This is a genomic window from Cryobacterium sp. M23 (assembly GCF_002929655.1).
Classification (GTDB): domain Bacteria; phylum Actinomycetota; class Actinomycetes; order Actinomycetales; family Microbacteriaceae; genus Cryobacterium; species Cryobacterium sandaracinum.
The window spans coordinates 81,493-105,783 of record NZ_PJJV01000077.1; the positions used below are offsets into that span (position 1 = coordinate 81,493).

Here is a 24,291-nt window from a genome sequence, read left to right on the forward strand (position 1 = left end):
GCCGTTTCCGAAAGGATGGCACAACACGGTCGGGCAAATGATGGGATTTCGATGGGAAGTTTTTTTTGGGATTTTCCATCTTCTCGGTATTGCGGTTTGCTGTCCGTGCCGCTTGGATGCTGGAGATGAATGGTTCTCATGTCCCGAGTCAATGATGCGCCGGTTGTCGCGGTTCCCGTCTCCCGCGCGACAGGGGTTATGGTCGCGGTGCTCCGCGTCGGTGTTGCACTGATGTGGATCCAGAATGTCGCCTGGAAGATCCCTCCGGACTTCGGCCGAGCACAGGAGAACGGACTTTACTTCTGGGCGAGCGAGGCGATCGCCCATCCTGTTCTACCGCCCTACTCCTCACTCGTCGAAGCCGTCATCCTGCCCAATATCGAGGTCTTCGGGTGGTTCACCCTCCTCGTCGAAGGCGGACTCGGGGCTTTTCTGCTCATCGGCCTCGCCACGCGTTTCTGGGCTGTCGTCGGCATCGGCCAGACCCTGGCAATCACGCTTTCAGTACTTTTCGCCCCGAACGAATGGCACTGGTCGTACTATCTCATGGCGCTCGCTCACCTCGCGATCTTCGCGACCGCAGCTGGGCGAAGCTATGGAATCGACGGTGTCCTTCGCCAGCAGTGGGTGCAATCCTCAGGGCGCGCAGCCCGACTGATGATGAGGCTGTCATGAGGCGATCACCAGCCGGCTCGAGCGTCTTCGACCGCGGTAGCGTTCTTCTCGGCCTGGCCTCACTTGTGTTTGCGGGCTTTGTGTTCGGCGCCCAGCTTCCGACCGAATTCGACTTCGTGCACATCGGGGCAACTGGTGCTGTCGTTCTACTTGTGAGTGGCACACTCGCCATCGTCGGCGGTACCACTCGGCGCCCCGCGCTCTACGCTGCCGCCGGTGTTCTGCTGACCGTCGCCGCGCTCGTGCAACTCGCAGGGCTCGCAGCGTCTTTCAGGCCGCTGGGGGGCGACGCCTCTACCATGGCGGTCACCGGTGGTCTCGGCATCGGGCTTCTCATGCTCGCCCGCGCTGTCCGTTCGCTCATTCGCACCCACGATTCCGACGAAAGGTAAGCCTCAATGGACCTGAATTCACGCGTTCAGCCCGTGCTCGACGTTGCACGAACTCACGCCCACGCAGTAGATGCGGATGGGCGTTTTCCACATGAGGCCGTGGCGGCCCTGCGCGAGTCCGGTTTGCTCGGACTCACTCTGCCCACTGAGGTTGGTGGTCTTGGTGCGGGGCCACGCGAGCTCGTTGAGGTCATCAGCCAGCTTGCGGGAGCGTGCGGGTCGACCTCCATGATCTATCTGATGCATGTGAGCGCTTCCATGCCCGTCGCAGCCGCACCGCCAGCGGGGATGCCCGCACTCCTCGAGGATCTCGCCAGCGGTCGCTCTCTTGCCTCCCTCGCGTTCTCTGAAGCGGGTTCCCGCTCACACTTCTGGACTCCGGTGTCGCGCGCGACCTCGACGTCAGACGGAATGCATATTTCTGCGAAAAAGAGTTGGGTGACCTCCGCAGGCCACGCGGATGTCTACATCATCTCTACCGGGACTGCGGATGCCGAGACCGTCGACCTGTTCGCGGTCCCGGCAGATAGCCCGGGGCTCAGCGTTGACCGGCCGTGGAGCGGTATGGGATTGCGTGGGAACTCCTCGAGCCCGATGACCATCGACATGGATTCTTCCGAGGGATTCCGTCTCGGGACGGCCGGTAGCGGATTCGGGCTCATGATGAGTTCTGTTTTGCCGTGGTTCAATCTCGGCAACTCGGCTGTGTCTATCGGGCTCAGCCGTGCGGCCGTCGACGCAGCGGTGAGGCATACGGTGGGAACCCGGCTGGAGCATCTCAACCAAAGCCTGTCAGCGCTACCGACAATTCGGGCGCAGTTGGCGAAGATGTCAATCGATCTCGCGAATGCGAGCGCGTACCTTGATCGGGCCGCTGGTCGCGTGGCTGACCCGCAGGAGGATACCCCCCTATTCGTGCTCGGCAGCAAGGCATCATCGAACGATGCCGCGCTGCGAATTACGGATGCCGCGATGCGCGTCTGCGGCGGTGCGGCGTTCTCGGAGCACCTGCAAATAGATCGGTACTTTCGCGATGCCCGCGCGGGCCACGTGATGGCTCCGACATCCGATGTGCTCTATGAGTTCTACGGCAGGGCGATCACTGGCCGCCCACTTTTCGACGCCCCGGAAACCGCCGCGGCACCCGCCGCCCAAACTCGTGACACTGCCTCTGCGGGTGCTGCAGCATGAGTGCGCCCCTGATCATCGGCTCCGTTGCGTACTCTCCCAATGTCGTACCCATCTGGGAAGGGATGCGAGACTACTTCGCCGAGACCTCAACGCCGATCGACTTCATGCTGTTCTCAAATTATGCGAGTCTGGTGGACTCCCTCATCACGGGAACAATCGATCTCGCGTGGAATACCAACCTGGCCTGGGTGCGCACCGTCGCCCAGACGGATGGAGCATGCCGTGCACTCGCGTCCCGGGATACGGACCTTGTGTTCCAGACGGTGTTCGTCGCCCGAGCAGGCAGCGGTTTCACCGGGCTGGAGAGTCTTCGTGGACGTCGACTTGCCCTGGGGTCACGCGATTCAGCGCAAGCCGCCATCCTTCCCGTGCATTTTCTGCGTGAGGCGGGGATCGGCGAGACGGATGTCGATCTCACTCGCATCAATAGCGATGTCGGGAAACACGGTGATACGGGCAGGAGCGAACTCGACGCCCTTCGCGCGGTGCTCGAGGATCGGGCGGATGCTGCGGCGATCGGCATCAACACGTGGCAAGCGATCGGTCGCGGTGAGCTCCTCCCCGGCGCGTTCGAGTCCTTCTGGATCTCCCCCGAGTACAGCCACTGCACCTTTACCGCCATGCCGTCGCTGACGATCGACCGGTCGGACGAGTGGGTGGCAAACCTATTCGCGATGGACTGGGAGAACCTCGAACATCAGCGAATCCTCGAGATGGAAGGCCTGCGGGCGTGGGTGTCGCCGAAACTTGACGGGTATGCCTCGCTCATCGCGGCCGTGCGGGAACAGAAAGTATCGGACCGATGGTGACCGCGAGCCCTCCGGTAGGCGCGGGACTGCTCCTCGACCTGGTCGAGAACGTGAGCCGGGTGGCAACAGGCCGTACGGCTTCTGTCGACTTCGGGACATGCGATCGGGACGCCGCCCTGGAACTCATCTCAGCGTGGTGCCTTTCGAGTGGGAATGAGATCGTCAGCATGGTGGGGTCGGCCATCACCGTGCTCCACGGCCGCTCGCCCGACCCGCTCGCCGGGCTCGATCCCGGTCAGCTCCCAGGATCCCGGGTCTGGGTATATACCAATTTTGATTGCAATCTGGCTTGCGACTATTGCTGCGTTCGGTCGTCTCCGAAGGCAGAGCGGAGAGCCATCGGAATGGATCGAGTCCGGCAGATCGCGCACGAGGCTGCAGATGCCGACGTCAAAGAGCTCATCCTCACCGGCGGAGAGCCGTTCTTGCTGAATGACCTCGACGAGTTGGTCAATGCCTGCACGAACAAACTGCCCACGACGTTGCTCACCAACGGCATGCTTTTTCACGGCAGGCGGCGCGAGCGCCTGCGTCGAATGGACCGCTCCCAGCTCGTGCTGCAGATCAGTCTCGACTCTGCCACATCCGAGATCCATGACAGCCACCGCGGCTCCGGGTCCTGGGCCAGGGCCGTCGCGGGCATCCAAATCGCACACGACGAGGGATTTCGAGTCAAGGTCGCAGCCACTTTGCCGGCCGACCAGATGCACGAACTTGCGCCGTTTCACGCCTTTCTCGATACTCTCGGTATCCTGCGGGACGACCAGGTAATCCGCGCACTCGCCCACCGCGGAGTCGCTGAGTCTGGCATAGAACTGACCGTTGACTCGCTCATACCCGAGGTGACGATCACCGCCGACGGCGTTTACTGGCATCCCGTTGCCGCCGACCACGACGACCAATTCGTAACGGGAAACATCTTCCCGCTTGCAGATGCGATCGCTGAAGTGACCCGCCGATTCATCGCGCATCGCCGTTCCGCCAACGCAATCTCGGAATGGTTCCCCTGCGCGTGACCGTATCGGCTCGGCGAGCCTCCGCGTGGTCTCGGTTCACCCGGGCGGCGAATTCAGGTGGTGTGTGCAACACCGGTTTGATTTGTTCGATTCGAGATTAGTGTGGCGAGGACTTCTGCGGGCGTTCGGTAGCCGTGGCGTGTGCGGGGCCGGCGGTTGAGCTCGGCGGCAACGTTCTCGAGGATCCCGGACCCTCCGGCCTCTGCGGTCGCTGTGTTGCCCGCCCTGACCGCAACGCGGCGGCAACTTCCAAGCGCAACGATCCACGACCTTGCACGTAGAGGGCCTGGTAGATCGTCTCGTGTGACACCTGCATCTCCAGATTCTCCGGATGCTCGACTTTCAGTCGACCCGCAACCTGTTCCGGGCTGAACCGATCGGTGAGCATCACGGTGACCTGTTCCCGTAACGCTAACCCGTCCAGCTTCCGGGCTCTTGGCCGGCGAGCCCTTGCCCAGGTCTGCTCCTGCGCGAGCGAGGGCACATACCGGCCAGTGATTCGGTTTCTGGTCACCTCCCGACTGATCGTCGACGGTGCCCGGCCCAGCGCCGCTGCGATGCGACGCACCCCGTGACCCCGGGCGAGCTGGAATCCGATCTCTTCTCGATCTCGCAACGATCAAAGTCCGACACTGGCGACACTGAAATCCTGAACCGGTGATAGCAGCACCTTCCAATGCTCGCTTAACCACCGATACTCAGTAGGACGCGACACCCCCGCAGCCTGCGCCGCGACGGCCACCGACAGCCCCGCGTCCACCCCCTCCCAAAGCCCCGTCTTCCCGGTCCATCTTTCCAGTACAGAGGACGTCCATTCTCCCTGGAAAAGCTAGGCCCAGCGCCACGAGTGGCCTACCTTGGGGACGAGCGGAATGCCCCGGAGGCCAATTCGCTACCGCCGTATGTCGGCGGGCACCGCTATCGAGTAAGGAAGTCCACCGTGGCATACAACGTCGCCCAGAAACTCATCGCGTCGCACCTGGTCTCCGGGGAGATGGTGCCGGGGACCGAAATCGGCCTGCACATCGACCAGACCCTCACCCAGGACGCGACCGGGACCCTGGTCATGCTGGAGTTGGAGGCGCTGGGACTGGACCGCGCGCGCACGGAGGTTTCCGTGCAGTACGTCGACCACAACCTGTTGCAGGCCGACAGCAAGAACGCGGAGGACCACGACTTTCTCCGCTCCGCCTGCCAGCGGTTCGGCCTGTGGTTCTCGAAGGCCGGGAACGGGGTGTCGCACCCCACGCATATGCAGCGGTTCGGCATCCCCGGCAAGACGATGGTTGGCTCCGACAGCCACACCCCGGCCGCCGGCTCGCTGGGGATGCTGGCCATCGGCGTCGGCGGCACCGAGGTGGCCCTGGCCATAGCCGGCGAGCCCTTGTACATCAGGATGCCCGAAATCTGGGGCGTGAAGCTCACCGGGCAACTGCCGCCGTGGACCAGCGCCAAAGACGTCATCCTCGAAATGCTGCGCCGGCACGGCGTCAAGGGCGGCGTCAACCGGATCGTCGAGTACTACGGCCCCGGCCTCGCCACCCTGACCGCGATGGATCGGCACGTGATCGCCAATATGGGCGCCGAACTGGGCGCGACCACCACCGTTTTCCCGGCCGACGATCAGGTGCAAACCTTCCTGCGCGCCGAACAGCGCGAGCAGGATTTCACCGAACTGCTCGCGGACGAGGATGCGACCTACGACGTGACCGGGGAGATCGATTTGGCTTCGATCGTGCCGTTGATCGCGCTTCCCAGCTCGCCCGGCAACGTCGTGCCGGTGCGCGAAGTGGCGGGGCGCCCGGTAGGACAGGTCGTGATCGGGTCGTCCGCGAATCCGGGCCTGCGCGATTTCGCGATCGTGGCCGCGATCACGGAGGGGCGGCAGTCATTCCCCGGCCTGTCCCTCGACGTGAATCCCAGCTCCCGGCAGATTCTGCAGGACATGACCATCATGGGGGCCACCCTGGATCTGATCGGGGCGGGCGCTCGGCTGCATCAGTCCGGCTGTATGGGCTGCATCGGCATGGGCCAGGCCCCGGCGAATGGCAGCATCAGCCTGCGCACGATGCCGCGCAACTTTCCCGGCCGCTCGGGCACCCAGGAAGACTCGGTCTACCTATGTTCGCCGGAGACGGGGGCCGCCGCCGCGCTGACGGGACAGATCACCGATCCGCGGGACCTGCCCGGGCTCTTCGGCTTGGAATATCCCCAGATCATACTTCCGGCGGTGTCGAGTGTGAACCTGGCGATGCTCGAGAAGCCCTTGCCGCCGGAGGAATCCATAGCGGTGCACCTGGTCAAGGGCGAAAACATCTCCTCGTTGCCGGTCTTCGGACCGCTCTCCGAGCACATCGAGGCACCTGTCGCCCTGATCGTGGGCGATGACATTTCGACGGATGAGATCCTGCCGGCGGGTGCGCGCGTGCTCCCTTTCCGCAGCAACGTCCCCAAGCTCGCCGAATTCACCTTCGACCAAGTCGACCCGACCTACCCGACTCGCGCTGCCCAAACCCGAGATACGACCGGCCACATGATCGTCGCCGGTGCCAACTATGGGCAGGGCTCCTCTAGGGAGCACGCCGCGATCACCCCGCGCTTCCTAGGATTAAGGGTGGTGCTGGCGGTCTCGTTCGCACGCATCCACTGGCAGAACCTGGCCAACTTCGGCGCGCTGGCGCTCCAGTTCGCCGATGCGGCCGATCACGATCGCATCGCGCAGGATGACGTGCTCGTGCTCGACGGGATTCGTGAGGCTCTCTCGAACGGAACGGAGATCCTCGTGCGCAACACAACCCGTGATGAGGTCTACTCCGTGCGCCACGAACTCTCGACCCGGCAGATCGAGATGCTCCTCGTCGGTGGCCTCATCCCGTGGCTGCGCACCCGGAGCGCGCGCGGAGCCGCCGTTCCTGAGGAAACCAAATAGGCCCGCGCAGTTTCATTTTGCGGCAAATTTTCATTCTGTGACGGTAACCGCCCCCAGTGCCCGACCGATCTCAATGTCGCATGTGACGGTGAGTACCAGACCAGCCACGAGGGCGTGTCCGTCGCCGGTGATGCCGGCCGGGGAAGTCGCTCATCGTCTGGGCCTTCGCTGAAGGTCGCGCCGCAGCAGCAGCCGTCGATCGTTTCTTGAAGGTGAGACGCAGCTGCCCTCCCCAAGCCAACGGACCACCCCTTCACCATCTAATTGACCTTCAACCCAACCGCGGCCCTATGCGCCTAGACCGCGCGGAAAACGGAGATCTACAAGCATGAGATCCTCGAAAATCAGCAGACTCCACGCGCTGGCAGCGTGGCCGACTCCGAACTGAGAACGGGCGGCACCGACCAGCCACGCGCGGCAATCACAGCACCGTTGACACGCGCACAGCGGTAGCGGAGCATGAGGGAAATGGAAGTTGAGAACGACATGCAAAAGAAGTCGCTCACCGCACTCGTGCGCCACCATCTCAATCACGCACGGGACGCATCCAGCGGTCGCAGCGCGGAGACCGTTTACGGCGGCCACGTGCACGTCCTCCGGCAAACGCTGATCGCGCTCCGTGCCGGGCGACGCCTTGGAGAACACGACAACCTGGCTGAAGCAACCGTGCAGGTCCTCGAGGGGCGGGTCGTTCTCACCTCGGGTGGCGCATCGTGGTCTGGATGGCGCGGGGACCTGATCACGATGCCGCCGGGCCGCAACTCGCTGGAGGCTGTCGAAGACGCGGTCATCCTGCTCACCGTGGCCAAGCTCATCGCTCCGGCGCGGCGTCCTCCGCCGATTGCACTCGGCAAGCCGACGGCAGATGGGGGCCGTGACGGGACGACCGAGGGGACGGAAACCATCGTGCTCGACGCCCGCACCATCCCGCACGCCATCCGGCACGCGGCCGTCTTCGGCGCGCTCGACGCCGTTGTGCCGGGGTTCGCCCTGGACGTGATCGAACCGCACGACCCCCAACGGATGCTGGCGGAACTTCAGCAGAGCCAGCCAAACACTTTCGACGTGAGCTACATCGAACGAGGCCCGGAGCTCTGGCGGGTGCGTTTCAGCCGCGCATAACCGACAGAGCCGACCGGTGAATTCGGGGAAGTTGTTGGTGGCCAGGAGGCATTCGATCTCTTGGCGGCTGTCGTCGCGCCAAGTGAGTCCGTTCCACTCCAAATATTTCCCCACCTTGACCGCCAGAATCGTCAACAGTACGCGGCACGCTGAGGAGCACCCAAACCACCTGCATTTCCAGTCAGGAGAACCGAATTCCCGCGGAGTAAACGCGATGGGGAGACCATCCCTGCGGATGATCCCCCCGGAAACCGTGTGAATGGCGACTAGCTGAAGGAATCTCCACAGCCGCAACTGCTGCCCGCGTTCAACAGTGGAGACCCAGGCAGATCAGTCACCAGCTGCGGATCGATTTTCCGGGACAGCCCGAGATGAACGTCGTGCACGAAAGTATCTATCGGGCTCTGTATTCGCCGCACGCAAACGGGCTGTCCCGGGGAATGGCCCGTCACCTCCGAACCGGGCGCCGCGGGCGTCTGACCCACCGTCACACGACGAAACGGCGTTCGAGGTTCTCCGGCCCGCTGCTGGGCGAGCGCCCCGCTGAGGTCGACAACAGACTGGTTCCCGACCATTGGGAAGGCGACCTCGTCTGCGGAACCTTTAACCGTTCAGCCATTGCGACCCTCGTGGAACGCACCACTGGCATGCTCTTGCTCGTGCACCTGAACGGCAAACGCGACGCCACCACCGTCCGTGAACGCGTCGGTCAGGCCATGTCAGGGCTGCCGGCGCACCTACGAAAATCATTGACCTGGGACCAGGGTTCGGAAATGGCTGAGTATCTGCAGTTTCAGACCGAGACGAACATCCCGGTCGCGACGGTGATTTCCTGGTGTCGGGATATCTCCGCTCCCTGATCCCAGGTCGTCGAACGGCGCAGCCTGCGTCGCGACGGCCACCGACAGCCCCGCGTCCACCCCCTCCCAAAGCGACAAACGAACGCTCAAAGGCGACAACGGTCGAGCCATCAACAACACCCCTCAGAACTCAGGTTGGTGCGCTCACCACCTGAACTCGCCGACGACCTCATTGGCGTGATGTCCACCTTGCCGACGGCACGCCCTTCTCGGGTCATCATTGTCGACGTAGCGTAGGCGGGTGATTCCCGGCGGCACGGCCGACAAGCTGCACGACCCCCTCGTGCAATTCATCGCGTCGCTGGCCGCCGGGGTTACCTGCATCTGGGGTCAGGAAGACGATGTGGAGCGCTCCTGTTTATGGGAGGACATGCCCAGCGGTCGTGAAGAGGCGGTACCACTCCTCACGGCTGAGCGGAATTTCGGACCCTGCGGCAGACTCCACAACTCGCGCGGGCTTGGTCGTCCCCAGGACCACCTGAATGTTGGCCGGGTGCCTGGTGATCCAGGCGACCGCGATCCCCGTCGGCGTGACCCCGTGGGCGGCGGCGATGTCATCGAGGGCGTCATTGAGCGGGCCGTAATTCTCCCGGTCGCCCACGAACACGCCGTCGAAGATGCCGCTCTGGAACGGCGACCAGGCCTGCAGGGTGATGTCGTTCAGTCTGCTGTACTCGAGGAGCCCGTTGTCGCGGTCAATCGACTGGTCCAGCCCTGCCATGTTGGCAGCAACTCCCTGCGCGATCAACGGCGCGTGGGTGATGCTCAGCTGCACCTGGTTGAAGGCCAGCGGCTGGTTGACCGAACGCTTCAGCAGTTCGATCACCCCGGGCGTCTGGTTGGAGACACCGAAGTTGCGCACCTTTCCCGCGGCGTGCAGCGCGTCGAACGCCGCAGCAACATCCTCGGGCTCGACCAGGGTGTCCGGACGGTGCAGCAGCAAGATATCCAGGTAGTCGATGTTCAGCGCCGCGAGAGACTCGTCGACCGAGCGGAGGATGTGCTCCTTGGAGAAATCGAAAAAGCCCTGACGGATGCCGACCTTTGACTGAATGATGACCGCCTCACGCTCTGCGTCCGTGAACGTGACCGCGTCACCGAACCGCTTTTCGCAGCCGTGCGCGCCACCGTAGATATCGGCGTGATCAAAGAAATTGATGCCGGCATCCCGCGCGGTGCCGACGAGAGCGCGGATCTCCTCATCGTCCATGTCCGAGATCCTCATCATCCCGAGAATGACATTGGATGCCTGCAGATTCGTACGTGGAGGGTTGTATATCTTCATCAGACCATCCTGCCCTACTTCGAATTTCTGCCAGCTCGCGCTCAAAGCCTGTTGGAGAGTTTCCGCGCGCCACACTCACGTGCTCAGCCGGTGGCCGCGATCGGAAAACCAAATGAAGGGGAAGCCTTGGACCGAGTGCATTTTGCTCCGGCGGGTGGGGTGGCGACTGGCTCAACAGCCGCGCGAAGACATACATACACAGCGCGAAAGACCTCGTTTGGGAATCCCTCTACGACGCTGAATTCGCGGCCATGACGAGCCGCAAAACGCCCTCACACCAGTGAAGGGTCAGAGCGAAGTTCGGAATTCACCAAAGGTCTCGGGAACTCTCGGTTTTTTTCGCGACCCGACGCCCAAATGGAGCCAGATACCCGTGTGACCAGCCTCGCCGAAAGCGCCGAATCGTCCACCATAGACTCCGTCGACGCCGCCCTGCACCTCATCCTCTCGCCCAACACGGGCCGGCTCCACATCGTCAAGAACCGCGCTACCAACTACGTGGGCTGGCGCTATCATCGCATGCATACTTAGAAGCGCTACTGGCCACACGTGAACGACTCCTGGCGGCCACACCTCTGCTGATGCTTCTGCAGATCGTTCTACTTCCCATTTACCTGCTGCTGTTCGCGGGCCCGAACAATGTCTCGATGATCGAGATCGAGCCGTTCCTCGAGGCGTTCCTCGTCTTGCTCGTGATTCCCCTGCTGGCTGCGGTCACGGTTCAATGGGTTGGCCGTCGGCACCGGTTCGGCCGGGCAATCGAAGCCGTCATGCAGCCCTGGCGGTGGAGATCGGATCCCAGATCGCGGCGGTGGGCACGCGGATCGCCTCGCTTCTGCTGGTGGTGCCGCTGTACATCGCGTTCCCGGTCATCATGGTCGTCGTCGGGTTGTCAGCGAGTCGACTCGCACGCCTGGACGTGCCGGCGACCCGTGCGCTCGTCTTCAGCGGGTCCACCCGCAATTCCCGGGTGGTGCTCCCTCTGGCGCTCGCGCTACCGGAGTCCCTGTCCGTGGCCGCACTGGCCGTGGTTCCCCAGACCCTCGTGGAGCTGGTCGGCATGGTGATCCTCGTGCGTCTCGTACCTCGGCTCACCGGGCGTGCACACCGTCTGTCGGGCCGGTGACGGCCGCATCACGTCTACTCCAGGCACGGCCCGTCGAGGAGGTGGACCCGTGCGCCCCAATCATCGATCGCGTGCCACAGCCCGGTCGGCTCTGCCACCCGGTCGATGTCGGTGCGGGCGTTCCAGAACGCTCCACCCGCCACGATCAGGCACTGCCCCGCATCAACCCGCACCTCACTCACAGTCCCGAACAGCAGCACCCGCTCCCTCGGTTGCACCGTCACGGTGCCCACGTCGGCTGTGCCACCTGCCGCCTGAATGTCCATCGGGACCGGTCCAGCGTTGCGCAGGTTTCCGCAGCCGGGGACGGGGCCCCCGCAGATGTTCGACCCGGGGATGACGAGCGAGACGGCGAGCACACCGGCCACGACCAGCAGCGGCAGCCCGAACAGGGCGAACGTTCGGCCTCGGTGGCCCCGGTCCGTGCCCGGATCACGGGCACGGACCGCTGAGCGGTCCCGATCAGCCATCAGAATGGCTCACTTCGGGCCCGCGGTGATGTGGGTTCTGCTCCGGAACATCGTTCGCGGAGTTCTTGCGCACAGCGCGCCGCCGGAACGCTTTGTCGACCTCCATGATCACGAGAAGTCCCAGCGCCAGAAGAACGCCGACCGCCAGTTCGGCCGGGCTCAGAGGTACGGTGCCGAAGATTTCCTGGGCGAACGGCAGGTAGACCACGGCGAGTTGCAGGACGAGCGCGACCAGAATCATACTCACCAGAACCCTGTTGCCGCGCAGCCCCGTTCGCCAGACCGGCTCGACGAACGAACGGCTGGCGAGGGCTCGCGCGAGTTGGATGAAGGCGAGGCTCGTGAACACGATTGTCGCCAGGAGGGCCTCGGCTTCGGGAGTGATCGAGCCGCTGTCGCCGCCCGCGCTGTACCAAACGACCCAACCTACTGCGATCAGCGCCCCCCCGATCACCGGGCCCAGCCAAGCGATCTGAGTCCCGATGCCGCGACTGAGGATGCTCTCGGTCGGCTTGAAGGGAGGCCGGCGCATCGTGTCCCGCTCGGCCCGCTCGACGCCCATCCCGAGCCCCAAGAGGCCATCCGTGAGCAGGTTGGACCACAGAATCATGATCGGGAGAAGATACAGCGGCAGTCCGAAGAGCGGCGGGATTGCCACGATCAGCACTTTCGCGAAGTTGCCTGAAATCGAGAAGCCCACGAAACGGCGCACGTTGTCGTAGACGACCCGCCCCTCCTCAACCGCGGCCACGATAGTGGCGAAGTTATCGTCGAGCAGAACGACCTCGGCGGCCTCTTTGGCGACATCCGTTCCTGATCCCATGGCCACACCGATGTCGGCCTTCTTGAGTGCCGGCGCGTCATTCACCCCGTCACCGGTCATCGCCACGATTTCGCCGTTGGCCTGCAGCGCCTCGACGATGCGCAATTTGTGCTCGGGAGACACTCGCGCGAAAACGGAGGTGGTGCGCACTGCGATGCGCAATGTCTCGCTGTCCATCTGCTCGAGCTCGCGCCCGGTCAGGGTGAGGCCGTCCGGTTCGGCGATGCCGAGATCAACGGCGATGGCACGCGCCGTGCGGGGGTGGTCGCCGGTGATCATGATGGGGCGTATTCCTGCCGTCGCGCAGCGCGCGATGGCATCCCGAGCTTCCGAGCGGGGAGGATCAACCATCCCGATCAGCCCGAGCAGCACGAGACCCTGCTCGGCCTCCTCCCCCTTCCCCGACGGCGGGAGTTCCTCGAGGCCGCGTGCGGCGACGGCAAGCACTCGGAGGCCTTTTTCGGTCATCCGCTCGATGGAAGCGCTGAACCGAGTTCGAGCTGCGTCGTCCAGCGGGCGGACACGCCCGTTCTGCACGATCCGGTTGCAGAGCTCTGGGATACCATCTCCGGCACCTTTGACGAGGGCGAGGAAGGGAGCACCCTCTGCAACCGTCGTCAGCGTGTCAAGAAGACGGGAACCACCCTCAGGGGTGCGGTGCAGTGTCGTCATGCGTTTTCGGGTCGAGTCGAAAGGCACTTCGCCCACTCGCGGTAGTCCCGAGTCGAGATCTTCCTTGCTCATGGTGAACCGATCCGCCGCGAGCACGAGGGCGCCCTCGGTCGGATCGCCGACGGCTTCAGGATGTTCAGATCGCCGGTCCAGGACCGCGTCGTTGCAGAGGGCTGCGGCAGCGAGCAGAACCTGACCGTCATCATTGAGTTCGGGGGTCGCGCCCGCTGCGAGGTCGAAGCTGTCGCGCGGCGTCTCGAGCACAGTCACGGTCATCCGGTTCTCGGTCAGCGTGCCTGTCTTGTCGGAGCAGATGACGGTGACGGAGCCGAGAGTCTCCACCGCGGCAAGCCGCCGCACCAGCGCCCGGCGGACGAGCATCCGTTGGGCGCCGAGGGCCAGCGTGAAGGTCAGCACAGCCGGCAGACCCTCGGGGACGATTGCCACGGCGAGCGAGACCGCGGTGAGGAGAATGAGCGAGGTCTCCTCCCCGCGGAGAAGGCCGGTCAGGAAAACGAGAATGGCGACTGCGACGGCAACGGCGGCGAGAAGCTTCGCCAGCTTGTCGAGGCGTTTCTGCAGAAGCGTTCTCTCCTGCGGGACATCCTGGATCAGGTTGGCGATGCGTCCGAGTTCGGTGGCCATGCCCGTTTCGACGACGATGGCAGACCCTCGCCCGTAGGTTACGGAGGTGCCGAGGAAGGCCAGATTGGTGCGGTCTCCGAGAGGAATGTCGGTGCCCGGAATCGGGTCAGTGGTCTTGTCGACCGGTTCGGATTCCCCCGTCAGCGCGGCTTCCTGGGTGCGCAGATTGATGCTTTCGACGATGCGCACATCGGCCGGAATCACGGATCCGGTCTCCAAGCGCACGAGATCGCCGGGCACGAGTTCGCGCGCCGAGAGCTCACGGATCTGGCCGTCACGCACGACGCGCACGGTTGGCGCTGCCATTTGTTTCAGCGCGGCGATCGCCTTCTGCGCACGGTACTCCTGCACGACCCCGAGAACAACGAACAGAACGACAATGGCGATGATGGCTGTGGCGTCGATGGCCTTGCCCAGGGCCGCAGCCAAGCCGGCGGCCACGACCAGGATCACGATCAGGATGGATGACACCTGTTCCCACAGAATGTTCCACACCGACCGACCGGCGCGCTCCTCGAGTTCGTTGTAGCCGGACTCCTCCAGGCGATGAACGGCGATCTTCTCGTCAAGGCCCCGAGTCGCATTCGTCTGCAATCCGGCTATGACGACCGCGACTTCCTGGTCGTGCCAGGCGACCGTTTTGCCCACAACAGTGCTCATGATGTCTCCGCCATTTCATCCTTGTAGTGGTGGTAGCGCGCGAGAATATCCGGTTTGACCCGCTTGAGTTCAGCGGCAGGAAAGTGAGCGAGTAGCTCCCACGCACGGTCGAGAGTCTCGACGAGCGTGCGTGACACACCGGACTGGCCGACAAAACGCTGCTCGAAGTCCTCGGCGAAGGCCAGAAACCGCCGATCCTCTTCCGAAAGGGCCGACTCGCCGACGATCGAGCAGAGTTGGCGCAGTTCCCGACCTCTCGCAAAGCAGGCATAAAGCTGGTCGGCGACCGCTGAGTGATCTTCCCGGGTGCGCCCCGCACCGATGCCAGCGTTCATGAGCCGGCTCAGCGAGGGCAGAACGTCAATGGGCGGGCTGATGCCTCGCCGATGGAGATCCCGCGACAGCACGATTTGTCCCTCGGTGATGTAGCCCGTCAGATCGGGAATGGGGTGACTGATATCGTCGTCGGGCATCGAGAGGATCATCAGCTGGGTAACCGATCCCCGGCGGCCACGCACTCGCCCGGCACGCTCGAACAACGACGCAAGGTCGGTGTACATGTATCCCGGATAGCCCCGCCGACCCGGAATCTCCTCACGAGCCGCGGCCACCTCACGAAGCGCCTCGCAGTAGTTGGTGATGTCGGTGAGGATAACAAGCACATGGCGGTCTTCCTCCCACGCGAGGTACTCGGCGGCCGTCAGCGCAGCTCGGGGTGTCAGCAGGCGTTCGACCGTCGGGTCGTCGGCGAGGTTCAGAAAGAGCACCGTCCTTTCGAGTGCGGCGCTGTCGGCGAACTGACCACGGAAGTAGGCAGCCTCGCGTTGCGTGACCCCCATCGCTGCGAAGACGACCACGAAGTCCTCGTCGCTTCCGAGCACCCGCGCACTCGCGGCAATTTGCACCGCCAATTCGTTGGCGGGCAGGCCGAAGCCGGAGAAGATCGGAAGTTTCTGACCGCGCACCAGAGTGTTCAGGCCATCAATCGCCGAGATGCCGGTCTCGATGAACTCGGAGGGGTGATCGCGCGCGACCGGGTTCATCGGCGCCCCATTCACGTCGCGCTCGGCTACCGCCAGCAGCGGGGGGCCGCCGTCGATCGGTACGCCGGCACCGTCGAGGATCCGCCCGATGAGGCCGGGTCCGACAGGCAGTCGGGCGAAAGCACCACGGGTGCGGACGACAGTCCCCTGACGGTCAAGACCGCGGGTGCCCTCAAGCACCTGCACGGTCATCTTGTCACCGCTTACCTCGAGCACTCGACCCCGTCGTACGTCTCCGTCGGGCGCGATGACGTCAACCAGTTCGTCGTAGCCGACGCCCTGCGCCTGCTCGGCGATGAGCAGCGGGCCGGACACATAGGTGACCGTTCGGTGGTCGATGGAGAGCTTCGGGGTGGGGCCGGCTTCGGGCCCTGTGGATTTCATCGGAGTTCCTCAAGTTGGGTACGGATGCGAGCGGTCAGATCATTCGAGAGCTGAGCCATTTCGGCTTCGGGCCAGGCGCGCATGCGCCCGATCTCGAGCAGCGTGGGAACGGCCGACGCGGTGTCCGGCGCCACCCCGCGCTCGACTGCCGTCGCCAGTGCATCGTGCGCTGCGTGAATTGCGGTGAGCATCGTGTGCTGCTTGGCGAGCGAACAGGATGCGTCGCCCTCGTCGAACGCGGACTGTTGCAAAAAATCCTCTCGGAGCAGCCGCCCGATGGTGAGAACCACGCGCTGTGGCGCCGCAAGCGCGTCTGCTCCGAGGAGCTGCACGATTTCCAGCAGTGATGTCTCGCGTTGCAGCATGTCCAGCGCCCACGCCCGCAACACTGGCCAGTCCGCGGAGACCTCGTCGGCGAACCATCCGTCGAGCTGGTAGAGGGTGTAGCTGCGAGTCCAGTTGATCGACGGAAAATGACGACGCCTCGCCAGCGCGGTGTCAAGTGCCCAGAATGTCCCGGCCAATCTCAGACTGTGCTGGGTGATGGGTTCCGAGAAGTCTCCGCCAGCCGGGGAGACCGCACCGATGACGGTGACTGAACCTGTCCGATTCTCGTCACCGAGGCAGCGGACGGCGCCGGCCCGTTCGTAGAATTCAGCCAGGCGGGTGGCGAGGTAGGCCGGGTAGCCCTCCTCCGCCGGCATCTCTTCCAAGCGGCTCGACACCTCCCTCAGCGCCTCCCCCCAGCGGCTGGTGCTGTCGGCCATCAGCGCAACATGCAGGCCCTGGTCGCGGAAGAACTCCGCAATGGTGATCCCGGTGTAGATGCTCGCTTCACGGGCGGCCACAGGCATGTTCGACGTATTCGCGATCAGCACCGTTCGCTGCATCAGCGACGTTCCCGTGCGTGGGTCGACGAGCGCCGGAAACTCCTCGAGCACCTCTGCCAGCTCGTTGCCGCGTTCCCCGCAGCCGATGTAGATGACGACATCCGCCGTCGACCACTTTGCGAGTGACTGTTCGAGCACGGTTTTGCCCGTGCCGAATCCTCCCGGGATCGCCGCTGCGCCACCCCGTGCGATGGGGAAAAGAGTGTCGATGACGCGTTGGCCGGTCACAAGGGGCACCTCGAGAGCGAGTCGATGCGAGGCCGGCCGAGCCTGGCGCACGGGCCAGTACTGCAGCATCGCCACTTCCTCGTCGCCGACCGTTGCGACCGGTTCGCTGACTCGCAGGAGGCCGGTGCGCAGGTTGCGAACGATTCCGCTCACTCCCGGCGGCACCAGAACACGGTGCGCCATCGCCGCATCCGGCACAGTTCCGATCAAGTCTCCCGGCCCCACCTGGTCACCCTCGCGAACCGCCGGCGAGAAGTCCCACCTGCGCTCGCGATCCAACGCTGTTGCGCGGGCCCCGCGCGCGATGGTCGCGACGGCATACGGGTCGTCGCCGCGCCTGGCGAGCTCCCTCAGCGGTCGTTGCGTCCCATCGAGGATCTGGCCCAGCAGCCCCGGCCCCAGCTCGACCTGGAGCGGCTGGCCGGTGTTCACGACAGGTTCGCCGACCGCGAGGCCCGCGGTGTCCTCGTACACCTGGATGACGCAGCGTTCACCGTCGATCCGGATCACCTCGCCGGGGAGTTGGGCCGTGCCGACGAGCACGACGTCGTAGAGCCGGGCGTGGAGGCCTATCGCCTCGGCCACGGGGCCGGCGACCCGCCATAGGGTTCCGGCGTCGGTCAGGGTTTGTGTGTTCATTACCGGCCTTCTGAGTCGAATGTGATTTCGTAACCGACTGCCTGCCACAGCCGTTGGAGGAGTTGTTCTCGCCGTCCGGAGTCGCCGTGCGGACGCTCCCCGGAGGGGAGTGCGACCACGAGTGGGGGCAGGGTTCTTTCGATACGCCGGAGTAGCGGCGGGTCGAGGGACGTGTAGAACGGCTCATGCACCGCGATCACGCCCACCTCCACGCCCTCGTCGAGGAGTTCGCGGAGTCTGGTGCCTGCCGCCTCGGCATCGGCGACGACCATCACATCAGCACCGGCCAGGCGGTACCCGACGGCCAGTTCATCGACCGTCATCACCAGCAAGCGAGAACGCGCATCCGCTGTCACGCTCATCATCGTCGGGCCTTCGGCAAGAGAAGCTGCCCATCGAGGTCACCCGGAGAAGTCCCCAGAGCAGCGCCCTGGGCCAACACCCGGAGATTCCGCGTCTCCAGTGCCAATTCGGCGACGTAAGCGATCGGAATGGCGATACCCGAAGGATCTCCGCGGCGAAACAGCGAGATCTCGTTCAGCACCCGCTGCTGCTCCAAAGCGCGCTGAGTCCTCGCGACGTCGCCGTCGCGCGACCAGGCCTCAAGCGGGCTGTCAAGGTAGCGGGCCGATGCGGAAAGAAGTGCAGCAGCCTCGGTGTCTTCGGCCTGCCTCAACGCCGACTCCAGTGTGGAGGTGACGATTCCGCCACCGGGTAGCCAGGGTGCGACGTCGGGCAGCTTGGACATTTCGCGACGGGACAGTGCGGAACGAAGTCGCAGCAGCGCGATCACGTTGGTTTCGTCGACGCTGCGCGCAAGCGACGCGCGGAGGTCGACGGCCTCACTGCCAAGGTCATCAAGTTCGCCGACAACCCATCCCGTGTGGGCGGCAGTGATTGTGCTCTCAAATTGGCCGAGGTTGCCATCACGTTCGAAGGTGGCAAAGGCGTCCACCGCGTGGATCCCCCCCAGGTCGATAGCGACGCTTCAAGCGTCACGGGGGGAACGGTACTCGCCAGCAGCTCCTGAGCAGTGATCGCATCGCGGGGGTCAACCCGGATCAGCACGGTGCCGGGGAGTGCCGCGATCGCACCCTGGATGAGCTCGCCCAATAGCCGCGGGTACGCCGGTGAGTGCCGGGCTGACCTCAATTCCTCCGCGAGGTCCGCCCGCAGCGCGAGATAGGCCTCTTCGCGAGCAAGACGGACTTGGCGGACGGCGGCAAGACGGGCGGCTGTTATTCGCCGGCCGGCATCGACCTGGGATTCGGCCGTGGCCCGCAGTTCGAGCTCACGCTCAAGCGCGTGCGCCCTGATGGAAGCCTCGGCGACCGTGGCGTCCGCCTCAGCTCGCAGCGCTCGCAGGTCCGCCGCGATCTCGTCGTCGGCTTCGGCCTGGATGGCCTGAAGCAGGTCTGTGAGCGGCATCAGGCCGGCAGCAGGAGGATTGCCATAGCAGCCACGGCGAAACCAAGGATGACCAGGGTCTCCGGGATCGCGACCAGCAGAATGGCCCTGCCGGCGAGTTCCGGCTTCTCGGCGATGGCACCCATGGCTGCCGCACCGATTCGGGCCTGAGCCAGCCCGGTTGCCAGCGCCGAGATGCCTACTGCGAGGGCCGCGCCGATTGCGATGAGTCCGATTCCAATGTCCATTTTTTCCTCCTGGGTTATGAGTGTGATTTTCCGAACGGGATGAAGGCTTGACCGCCGCCAATGAAGAACTTCGAGAAGAACTCGACGTAATGAAGTCGTAGCGCTTGGATCATGGGGCTGAAACCTGCGAGAGCGAGGTTGAGTACGTGAAAGAACGTCGCGACGATGATGCCGAGCCAGAGCGGGCCCACGGTGGCGAGCTCGTTGGCGACGATGGCGAGGTATACCGACGCAAGGCCGACGGCGGCCAGCCGCAGATAGGAGAGGATGTTCCCAATCGCGCCGAGCAGCTCCAGCGGCGCCATCATCAGCCCGAGAGTGCCGTGGAGCGACATCACGAGGACCAGGCCGACCACGGTCAGGGCTATTGCCGGCGACATGAATCCCGGCGGCAGGGCGCCTGCCGCAAAACCGGCCAGACCCAACATCCCGCACAGGAAAGCGAACGTTCCCACCCGATCGAGGAGGTGACGGTGCGCGCGGTCCCGCCACGATTGCCACATGCCGAGGACAACGCCGAGCAGTACGTGCGCAGCCCCGATCGCCAGTGCGAACAGCAGGAGCGGCTGACTACCTGGAGGCCATCCAAAACGGGCATTCTGACATCGAGGACTGCGACATTCGGGGCCAGCTCGCGTATCAACTCCATCGCCTCGCCACCATCCGAGGCCTGGCCGACAAGCTGGAAATCACCCTGGTCCCTGATCGTCTGCTCCAGCGCACGCCGGAACAGTGGATGATCATCGGCCACCACGATTCGAACTCGAGGACCTACGGTTCGCATGCAAAAAGTTTAGCCTCCGTGGGCTGAAATCGGGCGGTTCAGACAGCATCGGACCCGAAAGGTGGCCGCCGGCGACGACTCGAGTGCCGGCATTTGCTCGACCCGGCACAATTGAACCATGACCCCGCTCCCCCGCAGCACCCCCGAGGCCGAGGGAATCTCCTCCGCCGCCATTCTCGATTTCATCGCCGCGGCGGAGGCGCAGCTCGAGAGCCTGCACAGCCTCATGGTCGTTCGACACGGTTGCGTCATTGCGGAGGGCTGGTGGTATCCCTTCGCGGCGCAGCATCCGCACCTCATGTTCTCGGTGAGCAAGAGCTTCACCTCGACCGCCGTCGGGCTCGCCATCGGCGAGGGCCGGCTCACGCTCGACGACCTCGTCGTCGACCTGCTACCAGACGACCTGCCCAAGCAGATCGACCCGCACCTGGCCGCGCTGACCGTGCGCCATCTGCTCACCATGACCACGGGGCATCCGACCGACACGGTGTCGCTCGCCGACGACTCGCACGGCGACAACTGGGCGCGCACCATCCTGGCCCAGCCTTTCGAGTTCGCGCCGGGCACCCACTACGTCTACAACAGCGGCGCGAGCTACCTGCTCTCGGCGATCCTGCAGCGGCTCACCGGAGAGCGCCTGTTCGACTACCTCACCCCGCGACTGTTCGCCCCTCTCGGCATCGTCGGCGCCACCTGGGAGACCTGCCCGCGCGGAATCGATGCGGGCGGCTGGGGGCTCTCCCTCACGACCGAGCAGCTCGCGACCTTCGGCCAGCTGCTGCTGCAACGCGGCGAGTGGAAGGGCACGCGACTCGTTCCGGCGGAGTGGATCGACGAAGCTACCTCGCTGCAGGTGGACACGTCGGGCACCGAGCACGACGTCGACGGCCGTCAGGGCTACGGCTACCAGTTCTGGCGGAACCGGCCAGCGGGCTACCGCGCCGACGGCGCCTTCGGCCAGTTCTGCCTCGTGCTTCCAAAAACGGATGCCGTGATCGTGCTGACCGCGGCGCTCCCGACCGCGCAGCGTGCCCTCGACCTCGTCTGGGAGCACCTGCTGCCCGCTTTCACCGACCAGCCGCTCGCAGAGATACCGAGTGGTCTTGCCGGAACGCTGGCGGGCCTCACCCTGCCGACCGTCGTGGGCGAACCCACGTCACAGACGGCGGCGCGGGTGGCGGGCGTCCGCTTCGACTTCGACGATGCGGACGTGACCGCGGTAACTCTCGAGCCGGGACTGCTCACGGTCATCCGTGGCGGCGAGGCCCGGCCGTTGGCCTTTGGCCACGGCGAATGGGTGGCATCCGCCGATGCCCGGGTTCTGGCGAGCGGCGCGTGGGTCTCCCCCAGCACTCTGGTCGTGCGGGCGCACAACGTGGGCACGCCGTTCTCGCGCACGTACACGCTCGAGTTTCGGGATGACGCGTTGACCCTGGATATCGATCAGAACGTCGCGTTCGGGGAGCTTCCGCGGACTCACCTAATCAGCCGGTAGCTGCTCAGATCCCCGTGGTTCCGTGCCAGAACGTGCCTCGCATGATGGCGATCGCGAGGAGACACGGCCAACTACACGGCGTTCGGTATGAATCCGCGCAGATAGGCGCGAAGGGCTGGATCACAGACATAGACGATTTTGTCGCGGACTGAAATTTCGTCCATGCCGCAAACCTAGCAGTGTCGAGTTCCATCGGACTTTGGCGGCGGATGCGAGGCCTTCCAGCGAAGCCTTGCTGCTGGCGAACTTCAGCCTGCCCACAATCGCCACTAATGGGTTCCGGGGCCCGGAAGCCCCGGCGCGCTGGCCCGGAACGACCCGACCGCTACCCCTCGACCCCGAGCTTTGCGGATCCGCCAACCACACCCCGGTCCCCCAGCGGCTGCGTCGGCCGCGCATTGTGACTGTGTGCGCCTTCAAGTGTGCCGATCTGCTCCGCCGACATCGAGATCGGCGTGCTCATCACGACCCACTGCACAACCTCGGCGCACGGCGGTGTGGTCAGGCTGCCCGAGTACTCGTAGTTCTCCAGCGACCGCGGCAGCACGGCCGCGATATCCATTGTCACGTCCCCGTCGTCAGCCAAATGAGTGGCCGCGTCGATGAACGGCGCCAGGGCGCCGGATGTTTGCCCCTCGATCACGAGGATGCCCAGCACCAGTGGCTTGCCTGCCGCATCCGCGTGCACCAGGTGCAGCTCGGCCACCGCCGGCCGGCCGTTCACGGTGTGCTCCGACGGCACGTGGGCGTGCATCTGCTGCAGACTGTACTCGTCGCCGGCGAAAGTCAGGGTCTCGCCCTCGCCATCGGCCTCGAACTCCACCGCGTTCCCGGTGTCGAACACATCGGCCCCCGCGTCCTCCGCGCTCAGCTGGATGACCGAGCTCGGTGCGGGCACGGTCGCGGGCAGGTCGATCGGGGACTGGGCGTTGCCCACGCCGCAGGCCGCGAAGCCGGGGTCCACCTCCGCCCACGATGCCGGTCCGCTCGCGCCGTCGCAAGACCATCGCGCCGGCTCCGCCACCGGTGGCTTGCTCGACTCCGTCGCGGGCTGGGCGCAGCCGACAAGGGTGGTGGCGGCCACCGTGAGAGCTGAGGTGATGAGCCAGGGTCGTGCGGACGTGGGAACTCCTAGAAAACGGCATAGAAAAACGCCACACCGAACATGTGGCATGACCACTCTTGTGACAGAGCCGCTTTCCCGAATTATCCTCTCGCTGCACCCGGCCTACGGTCATCGCCGATCTCCTGCAGTGCGAAAGCACCTCGCCTGAAATCCCCGCGCCCCTGCCGGACATCCCTCAGTATGAGAGTTGTGACCGACACCGAGCGCGAGAAGCGGATGCGTAACCTCGTCGTGCTCGTCGTCGACCCCGTGCGCCGCTATTTGCACCGCCGCACCGACGCCGCGACGGCCGACGACGTGATCGGCGACACCCTGCTGGTGTGCTGGCGCCGCCTCGACGAGGTGCCCGACGACGCACTCCCCTGGGCGATCGTCGTGGCTCGACAGTGCCTCAGCAACGCTCAACGCGCCGAGCGTCGGCGCATCCGTCTCATCGGCCGCATCATTGCCATCGACCCGCCGCCGGCCGCTGCGGACGAGAACCCCGCAGCATCCACCGTCGATGGCGCCGCCAAGACGGCCCGCGTGACCACCGCCCTCGCCGGCCTGCGTCGAAACGACGCGGAGATCCTGCGGCTGTGGGCATGGGACGAGCTGAAGAGCCCGCAGATTGCCGTCGTGCTCGGCATCAGCGCGAACGCAGCGGCGATCCGCCTGCACCGTGCGAAGGTGCGCCTCAAGCAGGAGCTACTGAAATCCGGCGACCCGACCGGACATGTACCGTACGACGAAGGGAGCGAAGATGCACGACGATGACCGTGCGCTGCGCGATCAGCTGCGCGCCGCCGATCCGGCCCGCACGCTGCCCCCTGCCTCGCCGACATGGCTCGACCACAGAATGGAGCAGATCATGACCGACCAATCCCCTGGCACCACGACCGTCACCCCCACGGCGCCGCGACGCGCCTTGCGGCGGTGGATGCCGGTGGTTGGCATCGCCTCCGGCCTCGCCATCGCCGCCGCAATCGTCGTGCCCCTCGTCGTCGGCGGCCCGGAGCCCACCGTCGAGGCGTTACAGCCTCCCATGGACGGAGGCCTCGCGAGCGGCAGCTGCCTCAGGCTCGAGCCGGCGACCGTCGCGGCGCAGGAGCAGGCGTTCGCCGCGACGGTGCTGCAGATCCAGAGCGACACCGTTCTGCTGGAGGTCAGGGAGCGCTTCGCTGGCGACGTCGCCGACCGCGTGGAGGTAACGCAGGTCGACGCGATGACCTCCGACTTCTCGGGCGTGCCCTTCGTGGTCGGCCAGAGCTACCTCGTCGGCGCAGTCGATGGAACGATCACCGGCTGCGGCGTCACCGGTGCCGACAGCGCCGAGCTTCGCGCGGTCTACGACGCAGCGTTCCCTGGCTGATCCACGCCCGCGAGAGCGGAT

The 24,291-nt window shown here is 64.9% G+C and carries 25 protein-coding genes and 2 pseudogenes; 15 read left to right on the top strand and 12 right to left on the bottom strand.

Annotated elements, in window-relative coordinates; genetic code table 11:
• The first annotated feature begins 138 nt into the window (after positions 1-138).
• The 6 genes and pseudogenes from CXY82_RS12470 to CXY82_RS12490 all read left to right on the top strand — a co-directional run bounded on the left by CXY82_RS12470 (position 139) and on the right by CXY82_RS12490 (position 4,083).
• On the top strand, positions 139-675 hold the full coding sequence (locus tag CXY82_RS12470; RefSeq protein ID WP_104171195.1) for a DoxX family protein: 537 nt from the start codon (positions 139-141) through the stop codon (positions 673-675).
• Positions 672-1,067, top strand: a complete 396-nt coding sequence (locus CXY82_RS12475; RefSeq protein ID WP_104171196.1) for a hypothetical protein — start codon at positions 672-674, stop codon at positions 1,065-1,067. The genes CXY82_RS12470 and CXY82_RS12475 overlap by 4 nt, the downstream gene beginning before the upstream one ends.
• 6 nt (positions 1,068-1,073) lie before the next feature.
• Positions 1,074-1,661: pseudogene (locus CXY82_RS18660) on the top strand (acyl-CoA dehydrogenase family protein); the annotation flags it as partial.
• Positions 1,662-2,258 carry an acyl-CoA dehydrogenase family protein gene (locus CXY82_RS18080; protein WP_233199333.1) on the top strand — a complete coding sequence of 199 codons (597 nt, stop codon included), beginning with the start codon at positions 1,662-1,664 and terminating at the stop codon, positions 2,256-2,258.
• Positions 2,255-3,067, top strand: a complete 813-nt coding sequence (locus tag CXY82_RS12485; RefSeq protein ID WP_104101612.1) for a phosphate/phosphite/phosphonate ABC transporter substrate-binding protein — start codon at positions 2,255-2,257, stop codon at positions 3,065-3,067. The genes CXY82_RS18080 and CXY82_RS12485 overlap by 4 nt, the downstream gene beginning before the upstream one ends.
• Positions 3,068-3,117: 50 nt before the next feature.
• The gene (locus CXY82_RS12490) at positions 3,118-4,083 is read left to right on the top strand and encodes a radical SAM protein (RefSeq protein WP_199180956.1); all 966 of its coding nucleotides are present in this window, start codon (positions 3,118-3,120) and stop codon (positions 4,081-4,083) included.
• A gap of 97 nt (positions 4,084-4,180) precedes the next feature.
• Here the strand turns inward: CXY82_RS12490 and CXY82_RS18665 are convergent, their stop codons facing one another.
• Positions 4,181-4,699 carry a helix-turn-helix domain-containing protein gene (locus CXY82_RS18665; protein ID WP_104171199.1) on the bottom strand — a complete coding sequence of 173 codons (519 nt, stop codon included), beginning with the start codon at positions 4,697-4,699 and terminating at the stop codon, positions 4,181-4,183.
• A 324-nt stretch (positions 4,700-5,023) separates the two neighbouring features.
• Between CXY82_RS18665 and CXY82_RS12500 the strand changes: the two genes are divergently transcribed.
• From CXY82_RS12500 to CXY82_RS12515, 4 genes and pseudogenes are all read left to right on the top strand, one after another.
• Positions 5,024-7,012: an aconitate hydratase gene (locus CXY82_RS12500; RefSeq protein WP_104171200.1), complete on the top strand. Its 1,989-nt coding sequence runs from the start codon at positions 5,024-5,026 to the stop codon at positions 7,010-7,012.
• A 72-nt stretch (positions 7,013-7,084) separates the two neighbouring features.
• A pseudogene (gltD, locus tag CXY82_RS12505) lies at positions 7,085-7,280 on the top strand (glutamate synthase); the annotation flags it as partial.
• A 200-nt stretch (positions 7,281-7,480) separates the two neighbouring features.
• A complete protein-coding gene (locus CXY82_RS18670; RefSeq protein ID WP_158252184.1) occupies positions 7,481-8,134 on the top strand; it encodes a DUF2249 domain-containing protein in 654 nt (217 codons plus the stop codon).
• Positions 8,135-8,412: 278 nt separating this feature from the next.
• Positions 8,413-8,994 carry an IS30 family transposase gene (locus tag CXY82_RS12515; RefSeq protein WP_146069126.1) on the top strand — a complete coding sequence of 194 codons (582 nt, stop codon included), beginning with the start codon at positions 8,413-8,415 and terminating at the stop codon, positions 8,992-8,994.
• Between the two features lie 358 nt (positions 8,995-9,352).
• Here the strand turns inward: CXY82_RS12515 and CXY82_RS12520 are convergent, their stop codons facing one another.
• Complete coding sequence (locus CXY82_RS12520) at positions 9,353-10,279, bottom strand: aldo/keto reductase family oxidoreductase (protein WP_104171202.1); 927 nt, start codon at positions 10,277-10,279, stop codon at positions 9,353-9,355.
• A 375-nt stretch (positions 10,280-10,654) separates the two neighbouring features.
• Between CXY82_RS12520 and CXY82_RS17380 the strand changes: the two genes are divergently transcribed.
• Complete coding sequence (locus tag CXY82_RS17380) at positions 10,655-10,810, top strand: hypothetical protein (protein WP_158252185.1); 156 nt, start codon at positions 10,655-10,657, stop codon at positions 10,808-10,810.
• Between the two features lie 253 nt (positions 10,811-11,063).
• Entirely contained in the window at positions 11,064-11,405 is a 342-nt protein-coding gene (locus CXY82_RS12525; protein WP_104171203.1) for a hypothetical protein, read from the top strand.
• 14 nt (positions 11,406-11,419) lie between these two features.
• Here the strand turns inward: CXY82_RS12525 and CXY82_RS12530 are convergent, their stop codons facing one another.
• The 9 genes from CXY82_RS12530 to CXY82_RS18675 form a co-directional block, all read right to left on the bottom strand.
• Positions 11,420-11,875 carry a hypothetical protein gene (locus CXY82_RS12530; RefSeq protein WP_104171204.1) on the bottom strand — a complete coding sequence of 152 codons (456 nt, stop codon included), beginning with the start codon at positions 11,873-11,875 and terminating at the stop codon, positions 11,420-11,422.
• Positions 11,868-14,675 (bottom strand): cation-translocating P-type ATPase, encoded by a 2,808-nt coding sequence (locus CXY82_RS12535; RefSeq protein ID WP_104171205.1) that lies wholly within the window; start codon positions 14,673-14,675, stop codon positions 11,868-11,870. The genes CXY82_RS12530 and CXY82_RS12535 overlap by 8 nt, the downstream gene beginning before the upstream one ends.
• Positions 14,672-16,102, bottom strand: a complete 1,431-nt coding sequence (locus CXY82_RS12540) for a V-type ATP synthase subunit B (RefSeq protein ID WP_104171206.1) — start codon at positions 16,100-16,102, stop codon at positions 14,672-14,674. The genes CXY82_RS12535 and CXY82_RS12540 overlap by 4 nt, the downstream gene beginning before the upstream one ends.
• Positions 16,099-17,859 carry a V-type ATP synthase subunit A gene (locus CXY82_RS12545; protein ID WP_104171207.1) on the bottom strand — a complete coding sequence of 587 codons (1,761 nt, stop codon included), beginning with the start codon at positions 17,857-17,859 and terminating at the stop codon, positions 16,099-16,101. Before CXY82_RS12545 ends, CXY82_RS12540 begins: the two co-directional genes overlap by 4 nt.
• Positions 17,859-18,182, bottom strand: a complete 324-nt coding sequence (locus CXY82_RS12550; protein WP_158250282.1) for a V-type ATP synthase subunit F — start codon at positions 18,180-18,182, stop codon at positions 17,859-17,861. Before CXY82_RS12550 ends, CXY82_RS12545 begins: the two co-directional genes overlap by 1 nt.
• Before the next feature lie 38 nt (positions 18,183-18,220).
• Positions 18,221-18,814 carry a V-type ATPase subunit gene (locus CXY82_RS12555; RefSeq protein ID WP_158252186.1) on the bottom strand — a complete coding sequence of 198 codons (594 nt, stop codon included), beginning with the start codon at positions 18,812-18,814 and terminating at the stop codon, positions 18,221-18,223.
• Between the two features lie 472 nt (positions 18,815-19,286).
• Positions 19,287-19,514 carry a hypothetical protein gene (locus tag CXY82_RS12565; protein ID WP_198412860.1) on the bottom strand — a complete coding sequence of 76 codons (228 nt, stop codon included), beginning with the start codon at positions 19,512-19,514 and terminating at the stop codon, positions 19,287-19,289.
• Positions 19,515-19,528: 14 nt separating this feature from the next.
• Positions 19,529-19,894, bottom strand: a complete 366-nt coding sequence (locus CXY82_RS12570; RefSeq protein WP_104171210.1) for a V-type ATPase 116kDa subunit family protein — start codon at positions 19,892-19,894, stop codon at positions 19,529-19,531.
• Positions 19,879-20,298, bottom strand: coding sequence for a response regulator transcription factor (locus CXY82_RS18675; protein WP_104171211.1), 420 nt, complete (start codon positions 20,296-20,298; stop codon positions 19,879-19,881). The genes CXY82_RS12570 and CXY82_RS18675 overlap by 16 nt, the downstream gene beginning before the upstream one ends.
• A 118-nt stretch (positions 20,299-20,416) precedes the next feature.
• Between CXY82_RS18675 and CXY82_RS12580 the strand changes: the two genes are divergently transcribed.
• On the top strand, positions 20,417-21,793 hold the full coding sequence (locus tag CXY82_RS12580; protein WP_104171212.1) for a serine hydrolase: 1,377 nt from the start codon (positions 20,417-20,419) through the stop codon (positions 21,791-21,793).
• A 325-nt stretch (positions 21,794-22,118) separates the two neighbouring features.
• Here CXY82_RS12580 and CXY82_RS12585 read toward each other — a convergent pair whose 3' ends face one another.
• Positions 22,119-22,877, bottom strand: coding sequence for a carbonic anhydrase (locus CXY82_RS12585; protein WP_158252187.1), 759 nt, complete (start codon positions 22,875-22,877; stop codon positions 22,119-22,121).
• Between the two features lie 231 nt (positions 22,878-23,108).
• Here CXY82_RS12585 and CXY82_RS12590 point away from each other — a divergent pair, with 231 nt between their 5' ends.
• Together CXY82_RS12590 and CXY82_RS12595 are read left to right on the top strand one after the other, a co-directional pair.
• Positions 23,109-23,675: an RNA polymerase sigma factor gene (locus tag CXY82_RS12590; RefSeq protein WP_104171214.1), complete on the top strand. Its 567-nt coding sequence runs from the start codon at positions 23,109-23,111 to the stop codon at positions 23,673-23,675.
• A complete protein-coding gene (locus tag CXY82_RS12595; protein ID WP_104171215.1) occupies positions 23,662-24,270 on the top strand; it encodes a hypothetical protein in 609 nt (202 codons plus the stop codon). The genes CXY82_RS12590 and CXY82_RS12595 overlap by 14 nt, the downstream gene beginning before the upstream one ends.
• The last annotated feature ends 21 nt before the right edge of the window (positions 24,271-24,291 follow it).

What these genes read in the sequence shown, in the direction of transcription:
- CXY82_RS12470 (WP_104171195.1), top strand. Translation starts at nt 139, where the DNA reads ATGTCCCGAGTCAATGATGCGCCGGTTGTCGCGGTTCCCGTCTCCCGC.
- CXY82_RS12475 (WP_104171196.1), top strand. Translation starts at nt 672, where the DNA reads ATGAGGCGATCACCAGCCGGCTCGAGCGTCTTCGACCGCGGTAGCGTT.
- CXY82_RS18080 (WP_233199333.1), top strand. Translation starts at nt 1,662, where the DNA reads ATGACCATCGACATGGATTCTTCCGAGGGATTCCGTCTCGGGACGGCC.
- CXY82_RS12485 (WP_104101612.1), top strand. Translation starts at nt 2,255, where the DNA reads ATGAGTGCGCCCCTGATCATCGGCTCCGTTGCGTACTCTCCCAATGTC.
- CXY82_RS18670 (WP_158252184.1), top strand. Translation starts at nt 7,481, where the DNA reads ATGGAAGTTGAGAACGACATGCAAAAGAAGTCGCTCACCGCACTCGTG.
- CXY82_RS12520 (WP_104171202.1), bottom strand. Translation starts at nt 10,279, where the DNA reads ATGAAGATATACAACCCTCCACGTACGAATCTGCAGGCATCCAATGTC.
- CXY82_RS12530 (WP_104171204.1), bottom strand. Translation starts at nt 11,875, where the DNA reads ATGGCTGATCGGGACCGCTCAGCGGTCCGTGCCCGTGATCCGGGCACG.
- CXY82_RS12535 (WP_104171205.1), bottom strand. Translation starts at nt 14,675, where the DNA reads ATGAGCACTGTTGTGGGCAAAACGGTCGCCTGGCACGACCAGGAAGTC.
- CXY82_RS12540 (WP_104171206.1), bottom strand. Translation starts at nt 16,102, where the DNA reads ATGAAATCCACAGGGCCCGAAGCCGGCCCCACCCCGAAGCTCTCCATC.
- CXY82_RS12545 (WP_104171207.1), bottom strand. Translation starts at nt 17,859, where the DNA reads ATGAACACACAAACCCTGACCGACGCCGGAACCCTATGGCGGGTCGCC.
- CXY82_RS12550 (WP_158250282.1), bottom strand. Translation starts at nt 18,182, where the DNA reads ATGACGGTCGATGAACTGGCCGTCGGGTACCGCCTGGCCGGTGCTGAT.
- CXY82_RS12565 (WP_198412860.1), bottom strand. Translation starts at nt 19,514, where the DNA reads ATGGACATTGGAATCGGACTCATCGCAATCGGCGCGGCCCTCGCAGTA.
- CXY82_RS12570 (WP_104171210.1), bottom strand. Translation starts at nt 19,894, where the DNA reads ATGTCGCCGGCAATAGCCCTGACCGTGGTCGGCCTGGTCCTCGTGATG.
- CXY82_RS18675 (WP_104171211.1), bottom strand. Translation starts at nt 20,298, where the DNA reads ATGCGAACCGTAGGTCCTCGAGTTCGAATCGTGGTGGCCGATGATCAT.
- CXY82_RS12580 (WP_104171212.1), top strand. Translation starts at nt 20,417, where the DNA reads ATGACCCCGCTCCCCCGCAGCACCCCCGAGGCCGAGGGAATCTCCTCC.
- CXY82_RS12595 (WP_104171215.1), top strand. Translation starts at nt 23,662, where the DNA reads ATGCACGACGATGACCGTGCGCTGCGCGATCAGCTGCGCGCCGCCGAT.